Annotated in this window: 13 protein-coding genes; 7 read left to right on the top strand and 6 right to left on the bottom strand. The window is 61.9% G+C overall.

The features are described 5' to 3' along the window. Positions 1-3: 3 nt before the first annotated feature. The 4 genes from ACPPVP_RS03260 to ACPPVP_RS03245 form a co-directional block, all read right to left on the bottom strand. On the bottom strand, positions 4-825 hold the full coding sequence (locus tag ACPPVP_RS03260) for a helix-turn-helix domain-containing protein (protein ID WP_426531247.1): 822 nt from the start codon (positions 823-825) through the stop codon (positions 4-6). A gap of 128 nt (positions 826-953) precedes the next feature. After that, positions 954-1,610 (bottom strand): glutathione S-transferase family protein, encoded by a 657-nt coding sequence (locus ACPPVP_RS03255; protein ID WP_426531245.1) that lies wholly within the window; start codon positions 1,608-1,610, stop codon positions 954-956. 33 nt (positions 1,611-1,643) lie between these two features. Next, entirely contained in the window at positions 1,644-2,798 is a 1,155-nt protein-coding gene (locus ACPPVP_RS03250) for an acyl-CoA dehydrogenase family protein (protein WP_426531243.1), read from the bottom strand. A gap of 126 nt (positions 2,799-2,924) precedes the next feature. After that, positions 2,925-4,079 carry an acyl-CoA dehydrogenase family protein gene (locus ACPPVP_RS03245; RefSeq protein WP_426531241.1) on the bottom strand — a complete coding sequence of 385 codons (1,155 nt, stop codon included), beginning with the start codon at positions 4,077-4,079 and terminating at the stop codon, positions 2,925-2,927. Between the two features lie 210 nt (positions 4,080-4,289). Between ACPPVP_RS03245 and ACPPVP_RS03240 the strand changes: the two genes are divergently transcribed. Beyond that, positions 4,290-5,501, top strand: a complete 1,212-nt coding sequence (locus ACPPVP_RS03240) for an ABC transporter substrate-binding protein (RefSeq protein ID WP_426531239.1) — start codon at positions 4,290-4,292, stop codon at positions 5,499-5,501. A 39-nt stretch (positions 5,502-5,540) separates the two neighbouring features. Here ACPPVP_RS03240 and ACPPVP_RS03235 read toward each other — a convergent pair whose 3' ends face one another. Further along, positions 5,541-6,758: an NAD(P)/FAD-dependent oxidoreductase gene (locus tag ACPPVP_RS03235; protein ID WP_426531237.1), complete on the bottom strand. Its 1,218-nt coding sequence runs from the start codon at positions 6,756-6,758 to the stop codon at positions 5,541-5,543. 126 nt (positions 6,759-6,884) lie between these two features. Then, complete coding sequence (locus tag ACPPVP_RS03230) at positions 6,885-7,457, bottom strand: TetR/AcrR family transcriptional regulator (protein WP_426531235.1); 573 nt, start codon at positions 7,455-7,457, stop codon at positions 6,885-6,887. 114 nt (positions 7,458-7,571) lie between these two features. Between ACPPVP_RS03230 and ACPPVP_RS03225 the strand changes: the two genes are divergently transcribed. The 6 genes from ACPPVP_RS03225 (at position 7,572) to ACPPVP_RS03200 (ending at position 16,869) form a co-directional block, all read left to right on the top strand. Further along, entirely contained in the window at positions 7,572-7,826 is a 255-nt protein-coding gene (locus ACPPVP_RS03225; RefSeq protein WP_426531233.1) for a hypothetical protein, read from the top strand. A 243-nt stretch (positions 7,827-8,069) separates the two neighbouring features. Continuing rightward, positions 8,070-11,501 (top strand): acyl-[ACP]--phospholipid O-acyltransferase, encoded by a 3,432-nt coding sequence (locus ACPPVP_RS03220; protein ID WP_426531231.1) that lies wholly within the window; start codon positions 8,070-8,072, stop codon positions 11,499-11,501. 75 nt (positions 11,502-11,576) lie between these two features. Then, a complete protein-coding gene (locus ACPPVP_RS03215) occupies positions 11,577-13,004 on the top strand; it encodes a serine hydrolase (protein ID WP_426531229.1) in 1,428 nt (475 codons plus the stop codon). Positions 13,005-13,173: 169 nt separating this feature from the next. Next, positions 13,174-13,359: a hypothetical protein gene (locus ACPPVP_RS03210; RefSeq protein WP_426531227.1), complete on the top strand. Its 186-nt coding sequence runs from the start codon at positions 13,174-13,176 to the stop codon at positions 13,357-13,359. Positions 13,360-13,507: 148 nt separating this feature from the next. Beyond that, positions 13,508-14,779: an MFS transporter gene (locus tag ACPPVP_RS03205; protein ID WP_426531225.1), complete on the top strand. Its 1,272-nt coding sequence runs from the start codon at positions 13,508-13,510 to the stop codon at positions 14,777-14,779. 542 nt (positions 14,780-15,321) lie between these two features. Then, positions 15,322-16,869, top strand: coding sequence for an acyl-CoA synthetase (locus ACPPVP_RS03200; RefSeq protein WP_426531223.1), 1,548 nt, complete (start codon positions 15,322-15,324; stop codon positions 16,867-16,869). Positions 16,870-16,964: the final 95 nt, after the last annotated feature.

Raw genomic sequence — 16,964 nt, 5'->3', positions numbered from 1 at the left:
GCATCAGCCGGCTTCTTGCGTCAACCCGCTATTGTCGGCGCTGGCACGGCCGTGGCTATAGATCGCCAGATCGCGCGAACCGGAAAAAATCGCGCGCGGCTTCAGGCCGTAGAAGCGGCGGATCGAGTGGCTGAAATGCGTGGAGTCGGGATAGCCGATATCCTGCGCCAGATGCGCAAGGTTGATGTCCTGATTGGCGAAATGCAGCAGATGCCGCGCCCGCTTCCAGGCGCGGAACGAACGGAAGGAAATTCCGGTCTCTTCCTTGAACAAATGCAGGAAACGCGACGGGGACAGTCCCGCCTCCGCGGCACAGCTTGCTGCCGTCACCGGTTCGCCGCAGAATTTACCGATCTGCAGAATCGCGCGCGCCACGCGGGCATCGAGTACGCGCCGCGGCAGCGCTTCACCAAGACACAGGGTATCGAATTCGGCGCTGGAGAATTCGTCGCCGGCATGATGCTCACGCAGTTCGCGATAGGCGGCGCGGATGCGGCTGGCGAAAGCTTCGCCTTCGGGCCCCGCGAGGCGTTTGGCGAGGTCTTCGAGCGCACCGGGAGGAACGCTCTCCGGCTCGATCACGATGCTGAGCACCGAACGATGGTCGCTTGCGATGGTATGCCTGACGTTCGGGAGCACGGCGACCATCTCGCCGTAGCTCTCGCGGCCATCGGCGGTCGTGAGCCAGAGTCCGCCTTCGATCGAGACATAGATGTTGAACGCGCCCGAGCAGCGTTGGCGCGGACGACCGAGGAGCCCTGCGTAAAACACTCGCTCGGGTATGATCAGCATCAGATGGCCGGATTTCTGGCCGATGTCGTCCATGGTTCGTCCTCCTCGCGCGGCTCTTTGGCCGCTGCGACGGGGTCAACCATAGTGGAAATTCGGTGTCTGTCACCGGCAGAACGAGCCGTCATTCCGGGTGCGCTTCGCGCCCCGGAATGACACATCCCTCAAGCCCTTATCCGTGGCGCCACATTCTGCTCGACACCCGCCTTGCGTTCCGCCGCAACGGCACGCTTGTAGCCGTCGCGTTCCTGCAATCGCGCCCAATAGGCGGCGACATTGGGGCCGAAATCCTTGGCGAGGCCAATATTGCCCGCCAGGCGCAACGCATAGCCGTTGACGATATCGGCCGCGGTGAACCGGCCGGCGCACAAGGTTCCGGCATTCGCGGTGGCTGCCTCGACGGCGCGCAGCCGGCCGAGGAACCATTTGGCGTAATCGCCGGCCACCTGCGGGTTACGCCGCTCCTCCGGTTCGAGCTGGCTGTATCTCAGCACCAGCGTCTGCGGAAAGGTCAGCGTGGCATCGCTGAAATACATCCAGTTCAGGAACGCGCCATAGGCCGGATCGTCCTGCCCGACCACCAGCGGCGTCGGCCCGTATTTGGTGCCGAGGTAATAACAGATGCCAGAGGACTCCGTCATCTTGGTCTCGCCATCGACCATGAACGGAATGGTGCCGAGCGGATTGATCGCGAGATATTCCTTGGCGAACACCCGCGGCGGGAACGGCAGCATTTTCAGCTCATAGGGCAGCCCCATCTCTTCCAGCATCCAGAGCGGCCGGAACGAGCGTGCGCCGTCGCAGTGATAGAGCGTGATCATCAGGCGTTCCTCATCGTTACTTCTGATAGCTTCTTATTGGTTTTTCGGCAGTGTGCCCATCATCTTGCACAGCACCGTCAGCATCACCTCGTCGGCGCCGCCGCCGATCGAGGTCAGGCGGCTGTCGCGATAGGCCCGGCTGACCGGCGTCTCGTTCATGAAACCCATGCCGCCCCAAAACTGCAGGCAGGCATCGGTGAGTTCGCGCCCCAATCGCCCCGCCTTGAGCTTGGCCATGGTGGCGAGCCGCGTCACGTCCTCGCCCGCGACCAGCGCCTCGGCGGCGCGATAGATCAGCGCGCGCAGCAGCTCGACTTCGGTCTGCATCTCCGCCAGCTTGAAATGGACGGTCTGGTTGTCGAGGATCGATTTTCCGAACGCTTTTCGGTTGCGGGTATATTCGATTGTCTCTGATATGATGAACTCATGCGCCTTGAGGCAGGCCGCCGCGCCCCACAGCCGCTCCTCCTGGAACTGCACCATCTGGTAAGTAAAGCCCTTGCCTTCCTCGCCGATCCGGTTGCGCTTGGGCACCCGGACATTGTCGAAGAAGATCTGCGCGGTGTCGGAGGAGCGCATGCCCATCTTGTCGAGCTTGCGCGCGACCTGCACGCCCTTGCTCTTCATCGGTACGCAGATCAGCGACTTGTTGCGGTGGGCCTGGTCATCGCTGGTATTGGCAAGCAGGCAGATCCAGTCGGCCTGCACGCCGTTGGTGATCCACATCTTGCCGCCGTTGATGACATAGTCGTCGCCGTCGGAGCGCGCATTGGTCTTGATCGAGGCGACATCGGAACCGGCGCCCGGCTCGGAGACACCGATGCAGGCCACCGCATCGCCGGCAATCGCGGGCGCCAGAAATTCACGACGCACCTCGTCGGAGCCGAACCGCGCCAGCGCCGGCGTCGCCATATCGGTCTGCACCCCGATCGCCATCGGCACGCCGCCGCAGGTGATGGCGCCGAGCTCTTCGGCCATCATCAGCGCATAGGAGTAATCGAGCCCCTGGCCGCCGAATTCAACCGGCTTGTTGAGGCCGAGGAAACCGAGATCCCCGAGCTTCTTGAACAGCTCATGCGCGGGAAAGATGTCGTTCTTCTCCCACTCGTCGACGAACGGGTTGATCTCGGCGGCGATGAACTTTTGCAGGATACGGCGGGGTTCGTCGTGGTCGGCGGTGAAGAGCATGTTATTTCCTTGTCGTTCCGGGGCGACGCGAAGCGCCGAACCCGGAACCTCGATATTGTCTTAGTCACCTCTAGATTCCGGGCTCGCGTCTTCGACGCGCCCCGGAATGACGGTGCGTGTGGCGTACTAAAGCCCCATCTGCCGCGACGCGAGATCCTTCATGATCTCCTCGGTGCCGCCGCCGATGGCGTTGACCTTGACCTCGCGGTAGATGCGCTCGACCTTGATGCCGCGCATGAAGCCGGCGCCGCCGAAAATCTGCACGGCCTCCGAGGCGCAGAACGCCATGGTCTGGGTCGCCTGGTTCTTCATCATGCAGATTTCGGCAACCGGGCTCTCACCCTGCCCAAGCCGCCACGCCAGCATTTCCAGCATCGCCTGCGACGCTGCGACCTTCTGCGCCATGTCGACCAGTTTGTGGCGGATCACCTGGTGCTGCGCGATCGGCTTGCCAAACGTCTTGCGTTCCTTGGCATAGGCAATCGCCTCCTCGACGCAAACGCGGGCATAGGCCGTGCAGCTCGCCGCCATGCCCATGCGTTCGCTGTTGAAATTGTGCATGATGATCTTGAAACCCTGGCCCTCCTCGCCGATCAGGTTTTCCACCGGCACGCGACATTCGTCGAAGTGCAGCGTCGCGGTATCGGACGCCCACCAGCCCATCTTTTTCAGTTTCGTGCGCGACAGGCCCGGCGTGTCGCCTTCGATCAGCAGCATGCTGACGCCGCCCGGCCCCTCGCCGCCGGTGCGCACAGCGACCGTCAGGTAATCGGCCCGCATGCCCGAGGTGATGAAGGTCTTTTCGCCGCTGACGACATAGTGGTCGCCGTCGCGCCGCGCCTTGGTGCGCAAATTGGCCACATCCGAGCCGCCGCTGGGCTCGGTGATCGCGAGCGCCGAAATCTTCTCGCCCGACAGTACCTGCGGCAGCACCCTCGCCTTTACCTCGGGCCGGGCGGCGCGCGCGATCGGCGGCGAGCCGATGGTGTGGCTCATCAGGCTCGAACTGACCCCGCCGGCGCCGGCGCGCGCCAGCTCCTGCGACGCCACGATTTTCATGAACTGGTCGGCAGGCACACCGCCATACTCTTCCGGGAAGCCGAGCCCCAATAGCCCGATCTCGGACGCTTTCCGATAAAGCTCGCGCGGAAATTCGCCGGCCTCGTCCCATTCATGGGCGAACGGCTCGATCTCGCGCGACACGAAGCGGCGCATCACATCGCGGAAGGCCTCGTGTTCGGCGGTATAGAACGGGCTTTGCACCCTTGTGCGCTCCAGCATGCTTTCCTCCCGAGGGATCACGATGCCCCGATTTGGCCCGCGCAAACTTGCGTTGAGCGGCTGGCATCATCATGCAGGCGCGGGCGCCACGGCAACGAACCGACGCGTGCTGCTCCAGCAACTGGACGCAAGACCGGTTCCCCGAGGATGCCCTAGCCTTGGTTCAAAACCAATAACAACATTGTCGGCCATTCGCCGGGAGGATGAAACATGATCCGATTGAACAAGTTCGTCCCGGCTTTCTTTTCCGCACTGCTCTCCCTCGCCGCTGCGCCAACGGCCTCAGCCCAGCAGCCCGGTATATCCGACACCGAGATCAAGTTCGGCAACATCATGCCGTATAGCGGCCCGGCGTCGGCGCTCAGCGTCACCGGCAAGGCCTTTGCGGCCTATTTCGACCTGGTCAATGAGAAGGGCGGCGTCAACGGCCGCAAGCTCAACATGATCTCGCTCGACGACGGCTTTTCGCCGCCGAAGACGGTCGAGGCGACGCGCAGGTTGGTCGAAAATGACGGCGTCGCCTTCATGTTCGGAACCATGGGTACCGCGCCGAGTTCGGCGACCGCAAAATATCTCAACGGCGCCAAGGTGCCGCATCTGTTCCTGATCAGCTCGGCATCGAAATGGAACGACCCTGTCAACCAGCCCTGGCTGATGGCGTTGCCCTGGGCGCCCAACTATGTCGAGGAAGCCGGCATCGAGGTGCGTTTTGCCCGCGCCAAGAATCCCAATGCGCGCTTTGCGATCCTTTACCAGAACGACGATGCCGGAAAGGACTATCTGCGCGGCGTCAAGGAAGCGCTCGGGGCGGACGCCGACAAGATGATCGCGATGGCGACGAGTTTCGAAGTCGCCGATCCCACGATCGATTCGCAGATCCTCACGCTCGCCAACACCAAGGCCGACGTCTTCCTGATCTACAGCGTGACGCCGCGTGCGTGTGCGCAAGCGATCCGAAAAGCCTACGAGACCGGCTGGCGTCCGATGCGTTTCATCTCCTCGGGCTGCGCCAACAAGGAAACCGTGATGGTGCCGGCCGGGCTCGAAGCGGCGACCGGCATCATGTCGGTCGGCGCGCTAAAGCCCTATTCGGTGGATTCCACCGACGCGGACCTGGTTGCCTACCGGGATTTCATGAAGGCGCGGCTGCCCAATGTCGATCCGGCCAATCTGGCGGCGGGCTATGGCTACATGGTCGCCCAAGCGCTGGTCGTGGTGCTGACCCAGTGCAAGAACGACCTCAGCCGCGAAAACATCATGGCGCAGGCGGCCAACCTCAAGGGCGTGGCACTGCCGATGCTGATGCCCGGGGTGACGCTCAACACCTCGCGGACCGACTACCGTCCGATCAAGGACGGCTACATGGTCGAGTTTCGCGACAACCAGTTCAACGTGATCAGCGAATTGCTGAGGGGTTCGTGAACTAGCGAGCTGCCCGGCCCGCGCTGCCGACGCAGCCAATTATCGACGTGCAACTGGTGGCGGTTTCTGCACCGTCGGTGCGGCGGCAGCCAGAATGTCCGCGCGTACGCCGTTCCTCGGCGGATAGATCCGCTGCTGGTTGATCACTTGCTTGGTCGCCTTCGCAGGCGCTCCGGATGAATACAGCTGGCGGTCCCATCCAATGGTTTGAAGTGCTCCCCAGGTTCCGAGGTCGAGCACGGTCACATACCAATCGATCTGGAGTGGAAGCATCGGCTGTCCAAGCAAATCGGCCACAACGTTATTCCCGGCAAAGCGGCCCATCGGTCTTGCGAACTGGCAGGACATCACGGTGGAATGTTCACCGTCCACGACGCAGGAGGCCACATCGCCGGCCGCAAAGATGTTTGTTGCGCCAGCAACGCGCATGAAGTGATCCACGTGCAGGCGACCAAGCCGATCCCGCTCGACCGCGATCGTCTGGGCCACCGGGCTTGCCCTCATGCCCGCGCACCACACGAGCGTCCGTGTCGGGATCGTTTCACCTGAGCTCAGCGTGACGCTGCCTGCATCGACAGACGTGACTGTTACGTTGAGCCGCGTTTCCACACCCAGCGCCGCCAACGCTTCGCTGACGACCGGGCGCGCTTGTTCCCCGATCGTCTCCCCCACGACGGGGTTTGGATCGACGAGAATGACGCGCCGATTGCCGGAGAGATCAGCCTTTTCGAGCTTGCCCGGCATCTCTGTTGCGACTTCGATGCCCGTAAAGCCGGCGCCCACGATGACCACCGTGGCAAGGCCTTCCGAAGCCGCTTGCTCGCCCAATCCGGCGAGGTGCGTGTCGAGCCGAGCGGCAGCCGCGTAGGTATCCACGTCAAAGCCGTTGGACATTAGCCCGGGTATTGCAGGGCGCACCAACTGGCTGCCAAGCGCCAGCACCAGCCGATCGTATCCTATGACCTCGCTGCCGGCGTTCGTTGTCACGCTTACATGCTGCTTGACGGGATCTATCCCCCGGACCTCCGCAACCTTGTGGGCGACCCCGGCCGGATCAAGCAGTTCGACAAGCGGTATGGCCGCGTCGCTGATGTCGACCTCATAGTTGCGTACCCTGATGTTGTGGTAGGGGTTGCGATCGACGACGAGTATTTCGACGTCCGCTGCCGGCGCACCGATTTCGTCGCGCTTGCGCGCAGCACCGAGGGCGGCCCAGAGCCCAGCGAATCCCGCACCAAGCACAACAATGCGCGCCATGTGATTTTCCCGAACGCTCGGCTGGAGCTAATCTCGCGGGAGGAACTGAATCAAGCTTGTTGAGTGCGCTAAATCCTGCGGGCCACCATCGCGGCGTGATTGAACGCAAGACGTTCCGGATCAGGCCTAGCCGTCTCGCTTTTTATCAAGAGCGATGCCCAAGCCCGCCAGGTGTGTATCCACGAATTGCGCAAGCTGTTGGCGCAGCTTTTCCGGCGGCACCGCGACCATTCGCTCTTCCAGGCCGAGCGAAATGATGCCGTGCACGGCGGAGAACATCATGCGCGCCAGCAACGCCACCTCTTCCGGATTGCGGTCGGGCAGGAGCCGGACCATCGGCTCATGCATCAGCGCAAACGCCTGCATCACCATCTTTAGGATGTCTTCCGGGAAGGGCCGGTCGTCCTCCATCCGGTGTTCGAACAGCGAGCGCAAAAGATTGGCGTGATCGGCCGCGAACGCCAGGTAGGTCTCGGCCAATCCATGGAGCTGCCGGACCGGGTCTTCGGCAGGGACCGCGACCAAGCGGGCGGTCAGGGCCCGAACCGTCTCGCGATTCACGGTCAGGATCAGGCCGTCGAAGTCTCCGAACTCGTTATAGACGCTCCCGATCGAGCAATCGGCGGCCTCCGCGACATCCCGAACCTTCAATGATCTCAAGCCGTTATCGGCAATTAAGCCCCGCGCGGTCTCGATCATGAGATGGCGCCGCAAATTTTTTTTGCGGTCCCGCAAAGATTCTTCTTGAGCGTTGCTCACGTTTGCCCTATACATTTTGAACAATGTTCATTTTTTAGCCCGGAGGCTACCTCGATGCGAACCCTCGTTTCCCAGCTGACCACCACTTTCGTCGACGATGCCATCGAACTCGTGAAGGGATTTGGCAAAATTATCGTCCACGTCGCCACCGCGCCGATCGAGCGCATGGCCAATGCCTGCGACGTCGGCGGCGTTCTGGCCCGCCGCCAGTCGGCGCGGCGCCTGCGCGCGATGATGAAAGCCCATCATCCCCGCAGCCCGTGGAAGCGCTCGCTGTCGCCGTTTGCCTCCCTGCACTACCTGACCTGAGGCGCCGCCGCTTTCGTTCAAATGTGTCTCCGATCGTAAGAAAGGGATCACTATGCCGCGGCAAATCATCCGCCAGCTCCCACGACACGATGTCCGGATAACTTTCCGTACAACCTTTCAATGCAACCGTCCTCGGTGACCACCTCGCGCATTGGCCACAACTTTCGCGCGACCGACGACGCCCAAATTAGCAGCTCACGATTGTACACCGGGATTACCCGGCCGAAGTAACAGGAAATAATCATGATCAAGGAATTGCTGTCCTCTCGCCGCTTCGCCCCGCTGTTCTGGTCGCAATTCTGTTCGGCACTGAACGACAATGTGCTGAAGAATGCGCTCGTCATCATGCTGCTCTATGGCGTGGCCGCCGAAGAGGGCGCTCCCTTGGTGACGTTGGCCGGCGCGGTGTTCATCTTTCCGTTTTTCGTGCTTTCGGCGCTCGGCGGCGAACTGGCCGACAAATTCGTCAAAATGACCGTCGCGCGGCGCCTGAAGTTCGCCGAAATATTTGCCGCCTGCTTTGCGGCCGCCGGCTTCTACATGCATTCGATCCCGTTGCTGTTCGTGGCGCTCGCGCTGTTCGGCGTGGTGGCAGCCCTGTTCGGCCCGGTGAAATACGCGATCCTGCCCGACCAGCTCCAGGTTTCCGAACTCGCAACCGGCAACGCGCTGGTCGAGGGCGCGACGTTCCTGGCGATCCTGATCGGCACGATCGCAGGCGGCCTGTTTATCGCAGGCGCCTCGCACATGGGATGGATTTGCCTAGCCGTGGTCGGGCTGTCGGTCCTTTCCTGGGCGTTCGCGGCCCGCATCCCCGTGAGCCAGCCATCCGCGCCTGATCTGCCGATCACAGTCAATCCCTGGACCTCCACCGTTCACCTCTTGAAGTCGCTCTACGCCGAACCACGCCTGTGGGACGGCATGGTAATCGTGTCCTGGTTCTGGATGGTCGGCGCGATCGTTCTGTCGTTGCTGCCTGCGCTGGTCAAGGACGGTGTCGGCGGCACCGAAGGCGTCGTGACGGTCTGCCTCGCCGTGTTCGCGATCGGCATCGCCGCGGGCTCACTGATTGCCGCGCAGCTCAGTCACGTGCGCCCGAATCTCGCGCTGGTGCCGATCGGCGCCATCGTGATGGGCATCGTCGGTCTCGATCTGGCCTGGGCCATCGGAAGCACCGTGCACGGCACCGACGTAACGGCCGCCGCATTCACCACCTCTTTCGCCGGCATCCGGATGCTGGCCGACTTCTTCCTGTTCGCCGTCGGCGGCGGCTTGTTCGTGGTGCCGTCGTTTGCCGCCGTCCAGGCATGGTCCGCGCCGTCAGAACGCGCCCGCGTGATCGCGGCCGGCAACGTGCTGCAGGCGGCCTTCATGGTGGGCGGCTCGCTGCTGGTCGCGGGATTGCAGGCGCTTGGTCTTCCGGTCGCCTGGATCTTCTTCGGCCTTGCGATCGCAAGCTTCGGCTCGGTCTGGTTCGTGCTCAACAAATGGGGCCGCGAAGGCGTGCGCGACTTCGGCGCGCTGCTGTTTCGTGCGCTGTTCCGCGTCGAGGTCCGCGGCATGGAGAATCTGCCGCCCGCCGGCACCCGCATGCTGATCGCGCCGAACCATGTCAGCCTGGTCGATGGCCCGCTGCTGCATGCCACGCTGCCGATCGACGCCAGCTATGCCGTCGACACCGGGATTTCCAAGGCGTGGTGGGCAAAACCGTTCCTGAAGCTGATCAAGCATTACACCATGGATCCGACCAAGCCGCTGGCGGCGCGCGACCTGATCAAGCTGGTGGCATCGGGCGAGCCCGTGGTAATTTTCCCCGAGGGCCGCATCACGGTGTCGGGCTCGCTGATGAAGGTTTACGACGGCACCGCGATGATTGCCGACAAGGCGGACGCGGTCGTCGTGCCCGTCCGCATCGAAGGCGCGCAGCGTTCGCGTCTGAGCTATCTGAAGAATGGCGAGATCAAGCGCTCGTGGTTCCCCAAGGTGACGATCACCATCCTGCCGCCGGTGAAATTATCGGTCGACCCATCGTTGAAGGGCAAGACCCGCCGCAACGCCGCAGGCGCCGCGCTGCAGGACGTCATGATCGACGCCGTGGTCAAGAACGCCATGCTGGACCACACCCTGTTCGAAGCGCTGGCACATGCCCGCCGCGACCGCGATACCGGCAAGCCGATCATCGAGGACGCGCTCGGCACCAGCCTGACCTATCGCAAGATGATCCTCGGCGCCCAGGTGTTGAGTCGCAAGCTCGAGAACGGCACCGGGGCCGGCGAGAATGTCGGTGTGCTGCTGCCGAATTCGGCCGGCGTCGCCGTCGTGTTCATGGCGTTGCAGACCATCGGCCGCGTGCCGGCGATGCTCAATTTCTCTGCCGGCCCGGTCAACGTGCTGGCAGCGATGCAGGCAGCCCAAGTCAAGACCGTGCTGACCTCGAAGGCGTTTATCGAAAAGGGCAAGCTGGACAAGCTGATATCAGCCATCGCCGGACAGGCCCGCGTCGTTTATCTGGAGGACGTGCGTGCCGGCATCGGCACGCTCGACAAAATCCGCGGACTGCTCGCCGGTACCGCGCCGCGCGTGGCGCGCAAGGCCGACGATCCGGCGGTGATCCTGTTCACGTCGGGATCGGAAGGCACGCCCAAGGGCGTCGTGCTCTCCCATCGCAACATCCTGGCCAATGCGGCCCAGGCGCTGGCGCGCGTCGACGCCAACGCCAACGACAAGGTGTTCAACGTGCTTCCCGTGTTCCACTCCTTTGGCCTGACGGGCGGAATGATGATGCCGCTGCTGGCCGGCATTCCGATCTTCATGTATCCGTCGCCGCTGCATTACCGGATCGTGCCGGAGCTGATCTACCAGACCGGCGCCACCATCCTGTTCGGCACCGATACGTTCCTCACAGGCTATGCGCGCTCGGCCCACGCCTACGACTTCCGCACCCTGCGCCTCGTGATCGCCGGCGCGGAAGCGGTGAAGGACCGCACACGGCAAGTGTATATGGAGCGCTACGGCATCCGCATCCTCGAAGGTTACGGCGTCACCGAGACCGCGCCAGTGCTCGCGATGAACACGCCGATGGCGAATCGTCCCGGCACCGTCGGCCGGCTGTCGCCGCTGATGGAAGCCCGCCTCGATCCGGTCCCCGGCATCGAGGAAGGCGGACGTCTGTCGGTGCGCGGGCCCAACGTCATGCTGGGATATCTCCGTTCGGAAAACCCCGGCGTGCTGGAGCCGCTGGCCGGCGGCTGGCACGATACCGGCGACATCGTCGCCATCGATGCGGCGGGCTTCATCGCCATCAAGGGCCGCGCCAAACGCTTCGCCAAGATTGCCGGCGAAATGGTCTCGCTGTCGGCAGTCGAAGCCATGGCCGCAGTGCTGTGGCCGCAAGCGATGTCGGTCGCGGTATCGATCCCCGATGCACGCAAGGGCGAGCGGATCGTGCTCCTGACCACGCAGAAGGATGCCGAGCGCTCGGCAATGCAGCGCCAGGCCAAGACCGTGGGCGCGTCCGAACTGGCGGTGCCGGCGGATATCCGCGTGGTCGATACCGTGCCGCTGCTGGGCTCCGGCAAGACCGACTATGTCGGCGCGACCAGGCTCGCCAAGGAGCTTGCGACGCCGGCCGAGCCGGTGCGGCAACAGGAAGTGGCGGAACACGAGGTGGCATGATTTGATCGCGCCGCCGCGGGGGCGATGACGGTCCCGCGGCGGCTATATAAGCCATCTTGCCTTGGAGATGTTGGATTGAGTTATTTGGCAACAGAACTTGATCCCTTCATTGCGAAAGTCCAGCAACATTGGGCTGTGCCGGGAATTGCCGTTGCAGTTGTTCGTCGTGACGGTCCTGTACTTGTACGCGCCTATGGCGTGCGCAGTGTCACGACGTCCATTCGTGCCGATGCTGACACGGCCTTTGCAATCGGATCCTGTTCAAAAGCCTTCACTTCTGGGCTGGCTGCTGCGCTGGTGGACGCCGGCGCGATTGGCTGGGACGATCCCATCCGCAAATATCTGCCGTCATTTGAGCTTTATGACGCGTGGGTCAGCGATCATGTGACGCTACGGGATTTGCTCGCCAATCGGACCGGACTATCCCGTGCCAGTGTCGGCGAATACGGCTCGGATTTAAGTCGAGCGCAAGTATTGTTTAACGCCCGCTACATTCGTCCGGCGGCCGAATTTCGTGATCAATTTACGTATAGCAACATCGGTTATGCAGCCGCGGCTGAGGTAATGGCCCAGTCAGTGGGGCATCAATTCGATCGTGTCCTGGACGAATATCTGCTGATCCCACTCGGATTGCGGCCGAGCAGTACGTCGCATGCCACCGACAATATGGCCGCTCCCCACTACCAGATTGAAGGCAAGGTCCAGCCCGTCCCGCCATTGCCCTTCGACAATCTGCTTGGGGCGATCGGTCAGACAATGAGTGCCCGTGAAGCAGCAACTTGGCTGGCCTTTCATCTCGCAGAAGGAAAGCCATCAGGCGTCGAACTCGTCTCGTCTCAGCAATTGAGAGAGACACATCTCCTGCAAGCTGCGCACAGAGATCAAACTTTCAATGATGGATATGGTCTTGGCTGGCACGTTCGTAATCGGCGCATTCAGCACGAAGGCAGCATTCGCGGGTTTCGAGCTAATATTTGGTGCGATATGGCAGGCGGCACGGCCATATTCGTAGCGACCAATCTCGGTTCGGGCTTCGCTCACTTCGCAGTCACCAATCAAATAATCCAACTGATGCGTGGCGAGGCGGTCACAGACTGGATCACCCATTTCGATGAGGTCGCGAGAAAAGAACTCAATGACCGGGTTGCGAGTTTCGATGAAGAAAGGCGGATGGAGCCTGTCTCTACATCCAGTTGGTCGCAGGATGAGTTCGTCGGTACTTACAGGCACGAAGGGTTCGGCTTGCTGCATGTCGAACCTAAAGACAACCATTTGTGGTTTCGCATTGACGGATTGTCCGGATTTGACGGTCCGTTGATGCGCTTTTCGAGTTTAGGTTTTGAGTATCAAGGGGACCGGGACGCCATGGCTTTGCCCCTCATAGCGCTTGCAAAGCCACCACAGGGTGAACGCGCCCGAATTCGGTTTCAGGCCGAAGGCCACATGATCAAAGCGCTGGCCTGGGACGATTGGTTCGGCAGTGCCAGATTTGTTCGGAATTAGCAGAGACCCGCATCGCCGCGGGATCAATGACGATCCTGCGGCGAGGCGGTCGAGCGCACTGCCAGAATCGCAGTATCCGCTCCGCATGGTCTTTCGGAGATGTCTCGGACGGACTGACAATTAATCTCAGCCACGCATGCTTGCGTCATAGGTTTTGAAAGTAGAGCAATTGGCACGTGCACTTCGACTTTTGCCGCCCGGCGTCGAAGGGCAATATTTCAAGGCGGCGCCGGAAGGCTGGCTGTTCGGCGCGCCGAGACCATGGCTCGTGTTTGGTCCTCGCCCCACCTATCTCGTGGCGGATGCGCAGAAGGCAAAGCGGACTTCCCAGTTGCGGGATTTCGACTGGCGATAGAACCTGCACCAACCTGAATCGACGCCCGCGTCGAGCAGGCATTAAACTGCTTGTCAAGCCATCGAAATAACGCCGAGCCAGAATAGATAAGGACCGGCGTCCGGCTGCATATCGCACGTCCTCATCCTTACCCGCCCGAATGAATGTCATGACCGAACAAAACCTGAAGGAGCCGATCGATGAGCTGCGGGAGCTATCCCCCGGCTTTTCTCGGTACCAGTCGATCCTCGTTGCGCTGCTGGCGCTTGTCCAGTTTACGATCATCATCGACTTCATGATCATGTCGCCACTCGGCGCCATCATCATGCCGGCGCTCGATATTTCGGCCGCACAGTTCGGGGTGGCGGTCTCCGCCTACGCATTCAGCGCAGGAATTTCCGGCATTCTGGCGGCCGGCTTTGCCGATCAGTTCGACCGCAAGCGATTGCTTTTATTTTTCTATGTTGGCTTTACCCTTGGAACGGCGCTTTGCGCGATCGCCCCCAACTATCATGTGCTGCTTATTGGGCGGATCGTTACCGGCTTGTTCGGCGGCGTGATAGGCTCAGTGGTACTCGCCATCATCACCGATATCTTTGCACTGCAACTGCGCGGCCGCGTCATGGGCTTCGTGCAAACCGCCTTCGCCGCAAGCCAGGTGCTTGGCATCCCCGCCGGCCTTCTTCTCTCCAACCATTGGAATTGGCACGTAGCGTTCGGCGCATTGGTCGGTCTATCGATCGCCGGAATGGCCGCAGTACTGTTCTTGATGAAACCGGTGAACGGCCATCTCTCGCTCAAGCAGGACAAAAATGCGTTCCGGCATCTGATCGCAACAGTCGCACAGCCACGCTATTGGATGGCATTCGGGGTGACGACGCTTCTGGCGACCGGCGGCTACATGCTGATGCCGTTTGGCAGCGCCTACACCGTGCACAATCTCGGCATCGATATCGGACATCTGCCAACGATCTATCTCGTCTCCGGCCTGTTCAGCATTTTCATCGGACCGCTAGTGGGACGTGCGAGCGACGCTTTTGGCAAATTCCCCACCTTCGCCTTCGGCAGCGCCATGTCCATCGTCATGGTACTGATCTATACCCATCTCGGTCAGGTGAGTCTGACCGTTGCAATCCTGGTCAACGTCCTGATGTTCGTCGGCATCTTTTCGCGCATGATCCCGTCGCAGGCGTTGATTTCCGCAATCCCCGAGCCCGCGCAACGCGGCTCCTTCAGCGCGGTCGGCGCTTCCCTGCAACAACTCTCCGGCGGCCTCGGCTCAGTGCTCGCCGCCGCGCTCATCGGACAAAATGCCGACGGCTCGCTTCGGCATTTCGACCGGCTGGGATACGTCGTCGTTGCAACGGCGGTGATTTCCTTGATCGTGATGTATTTTGTGCAGAAGCCGATCGCGGCCCAGGCTGGCAAGTGCGTTGTTTAAGGCGCTTGTCACGACGCCCTGTCCCGATAGATGAAATCTGGCGTCCGAGCGCTCAAACGCGTTCGAGCGCGGCCAAAAGCTAAAATCATCGCGCAGGGAATGTCGGATGCCTCCGCCGAACCTGTATGCTCGTGTGCGCCTTTTTGCACACGAGAACGCGGGTGCAGCGCGCACCCGGCATTCCCTGCGCCCTCTGTCCGGAGGGTTGAAGAAATTCGAAAGCAAGCCTCGGGCGAATCGAGCCACGAGATCGTGAAGGTGCGTCATCCTCGGCTGTCATCACCCGCGAAGGCGGGTGATCCAGTATTCCAGAGACAGCAGTGATTGAACCGATAGGCCGCGGCGTACTGGATCCCCGCCTGCGCGGGGATGACGATTGGTGTGTGTTGGGCACCTCGGAAACAACTAATACCAACCCGACCAACACTCCCCGCGCTAGCCACTCCACGCAAGACAACGTGTCCCCATATGGCCCCTCATCTGCTAAACAAAATGCCATCAAGCAGAACCGGCGGCGCAAGACCGCTGGACGTGGAGGAAGCATGTCGTCCGTTCGCTATTACGACTGGATCGCGCATTTCGGCCGCCGTACGCCGGACAAGTGTGCTGCCATCGACCTCGCCAGCGATCGCCGCCTGTCCTACGCGCAGTTTGACGCGCGCATCTCGCGACTTGCCGCTCACCTGCGCGACAAACTTGGCGTCACGCGCGGCGACCGCGTCGCCGTGCTGGCGCTGAATACGACCGATACGCTGGAGGTGCAGTTCGCCTGCTTCCGGATCGGCGCGGTGTTCCTGCCGTTGAATACGCGGCTCACGGTACCCGAATTGCAGTTCATCGTCGGCGATTCCTCGCCGAAAGTGATGATCCACGACGCTGATCTGGCTGAGGTCGCGCTGGCGGTCGCAAAGCTCTGCGGCGTTTCGTCCGCGCTGCGCTTCGGCACTGATGGTTCCTACGAGGCGGCGATTGCAGGCTCAAAGCCGCTCGATCGTGCGGAGATCGTCACGCTCGATGACATCTCGACCATCATGTATACTTCGGGCACGACGGGTCAGCCCAAGGGCGCGATCATCACCCATGGCATGACGTTCTGGAATTGCGTCAATCTCGGCGGCCCCGCCTATGTCTCGCCGTCGACGGTGCTGCTCACCGTGCTGCCGCTGTTTCATACCGGCGGACTGAATTGCTACACCAACCCGGTGCTGCATGCCGGCGGCACGGTGTTGATCATGCGCGCGTTCGATCCCGGCGTGGCGCTGCAGCTCATCAGCGACCCATCCTGGGGCATCACCCAGTTCTTCGGCGTGCCCGCGATCTACCAGTTCATGGCGCAGCATCCAGCGTTCGCGACGTCCGATTTCAGCCGGTTGGTGATCGGCGGCGTCGGCGGCGCGCCGATGCCGGTGCCACTCCTGAAAGTGTGGGAGGAACGCGGCGTCGCCCTGCAACAAGGTTACGGCATGACCGAGACGTCGCCGGCGGTGCTGGCGCTCGATCGCGAGGACGCCGCGCGCAAGGCCGGCTCGTCCGGCAAGGCGGTGCTGCACACGGAGGTGCGGATCGTCCGCCCCGACGGCACCGACGCCGATGTCGGCGAGCTCGGCGAACTCTGGGTCAGGGGACCGAACGTCACGCCGGGTTACTGGAACAGGCCGGACGCCAACGCGTCGTCATTCACCGATGGCTGGCTGCACACCGGCGATGCCACGCGCGTCGACGAAGAGGGCTTCTACTACATCGTCGATCGCTGGAAGGACATGTACATTTCCGGCGGCGAGAACGTCTATCCGGCCGAAGTCGAAAGCGTGCTGCATCAGCTCGCGGCCATAGCCGAAGCTGCCATCATCGGCGTCCCCAACGAACAATGGGGCGAGGTCGGCATGGCGATCGTGGCCGTGAAGCCGGGCCATACGCTGACGCCGGCCGAAATCCACGCGCATTGCGCGGCCAATCTGGCGCGGTTCAAATGCCCGAAGCTGATCGAGTTCGTCGACGCGCTGCCGCGGAATGCGACGGGGAAGATTCACAAGCCGACGCTGCGGCAGAAATTCAACGCGCCGAAAGCGACCGACAAGATTGCTTCGTAGGATGGGTAGAGCGGAGCGAAACCCATCGATTGCAATCGCCGAAACATGATGGGTTTCGCTGCGCTCTACCCATCCTACGAGCTCACCATCGCTTC

The sequence above is a fragment of the Bradyrhizobium sp. McL0615 genome (assembly GCF_049993905.1).
Classification (GTDB): domain Bacteria; phylum Pseudomonadota; class Alphaproteobacteria; order Rhizobiales; family Xanthobacteraceae; genus Bradyrhizobium.
The sequence above is the reverse complement of the archived record's forward strand: the minus strand, read 5'-3'. Positions and strand labels throughout refer to the sequence as shown.

What these genes read in the sequence shown, in the direction of transcription:
- ACPPVP_RS03200 (WP_426531223.1), top strand. Translation starts at nt 15,322, where the DNA reads ATGTCGTCCGTTCGCTATTACGACTGGATCGCGCATTTCGGCCGCCGT.
- ACPPVP_RS03250 (WP_426531243.1), bottom strand. Translation starts at nt 2,798, where the DNA reads ATGCTCTTCACCGCCGACCACGACGAACCCCGCCGTATCCTGCAAAAG.
- ACPPVP_RS03260 (WP_426531247.1), bottom strand. Translation starts at nt 825, where the DNA reads ATGGACGACATCGGCCAGAAATCCGGCCATCTGATGCTGATCATACCC.
- ACPPVP_RS03255 (WP_426531245.1), bottom strand. Translation starts at nt 1,610, where the DNA reads ATGATCACGCTCTATCACTGCGACGGCGCACGCTCGTTCCGGCCGCTC.
- ACPPVP_RS03245 (WP_426531241.1), bottom strand. Translation starts at nt 4,079, where the DNA reads ATGCTGGAGCGCACAAGGGTGCAAAGCCCGTTCTATACCGCCGAACAC.
- ACPPVP_RS03240 (WP_426531239.1), top strand. Translation starts at nt 4,290, where the DNA reads ATGATCCGATTGAACAAGTTCGTCCCGGCTTTCTTTTCCGCACTGCTC.
- ACPPVP_RS03230 (WP_426531235.1), bottom strand. Translation starts at nt 7,457, where the DNA reads ATGATCGAGACCGCGCGGGGCTTAATTGCCGATAACGGCTTGAGATCA.
- ACPPVP_RS03220 (WP_426531231.1), top strand. Translation starts at nt 8,070, where the DNA reads ATGATCAAGGAATTGCTGTCCTCTCGCCGCTTCGCCCCGCTGTTCTGG.
- ACPPVP_RS03235 (WP_426531237.1), bottom strand. Translation starts at nt 6,758, where the DNA reads ATGGCGCGCATTGTTGTGCTTGGTGCGGGATTCGCTGGGCTCTGGGCC.
- ACPPVP_RS03225 (WP_426531233.1), top strand. Translation starts at nt 7,572, where the DNA reads ATGCGAACCCTCGTTTCCCAGCTGACCACCACTTTCGTCGACGATGCC.
- ACPPVP_RS03205 (WP_426531225.1), top strand. Translation starts at nt 13,508, where the DNA reads ATGACCGAACAAAACCTGAAGGAGCCGATCGATGAGCTGCGGGAGCTA.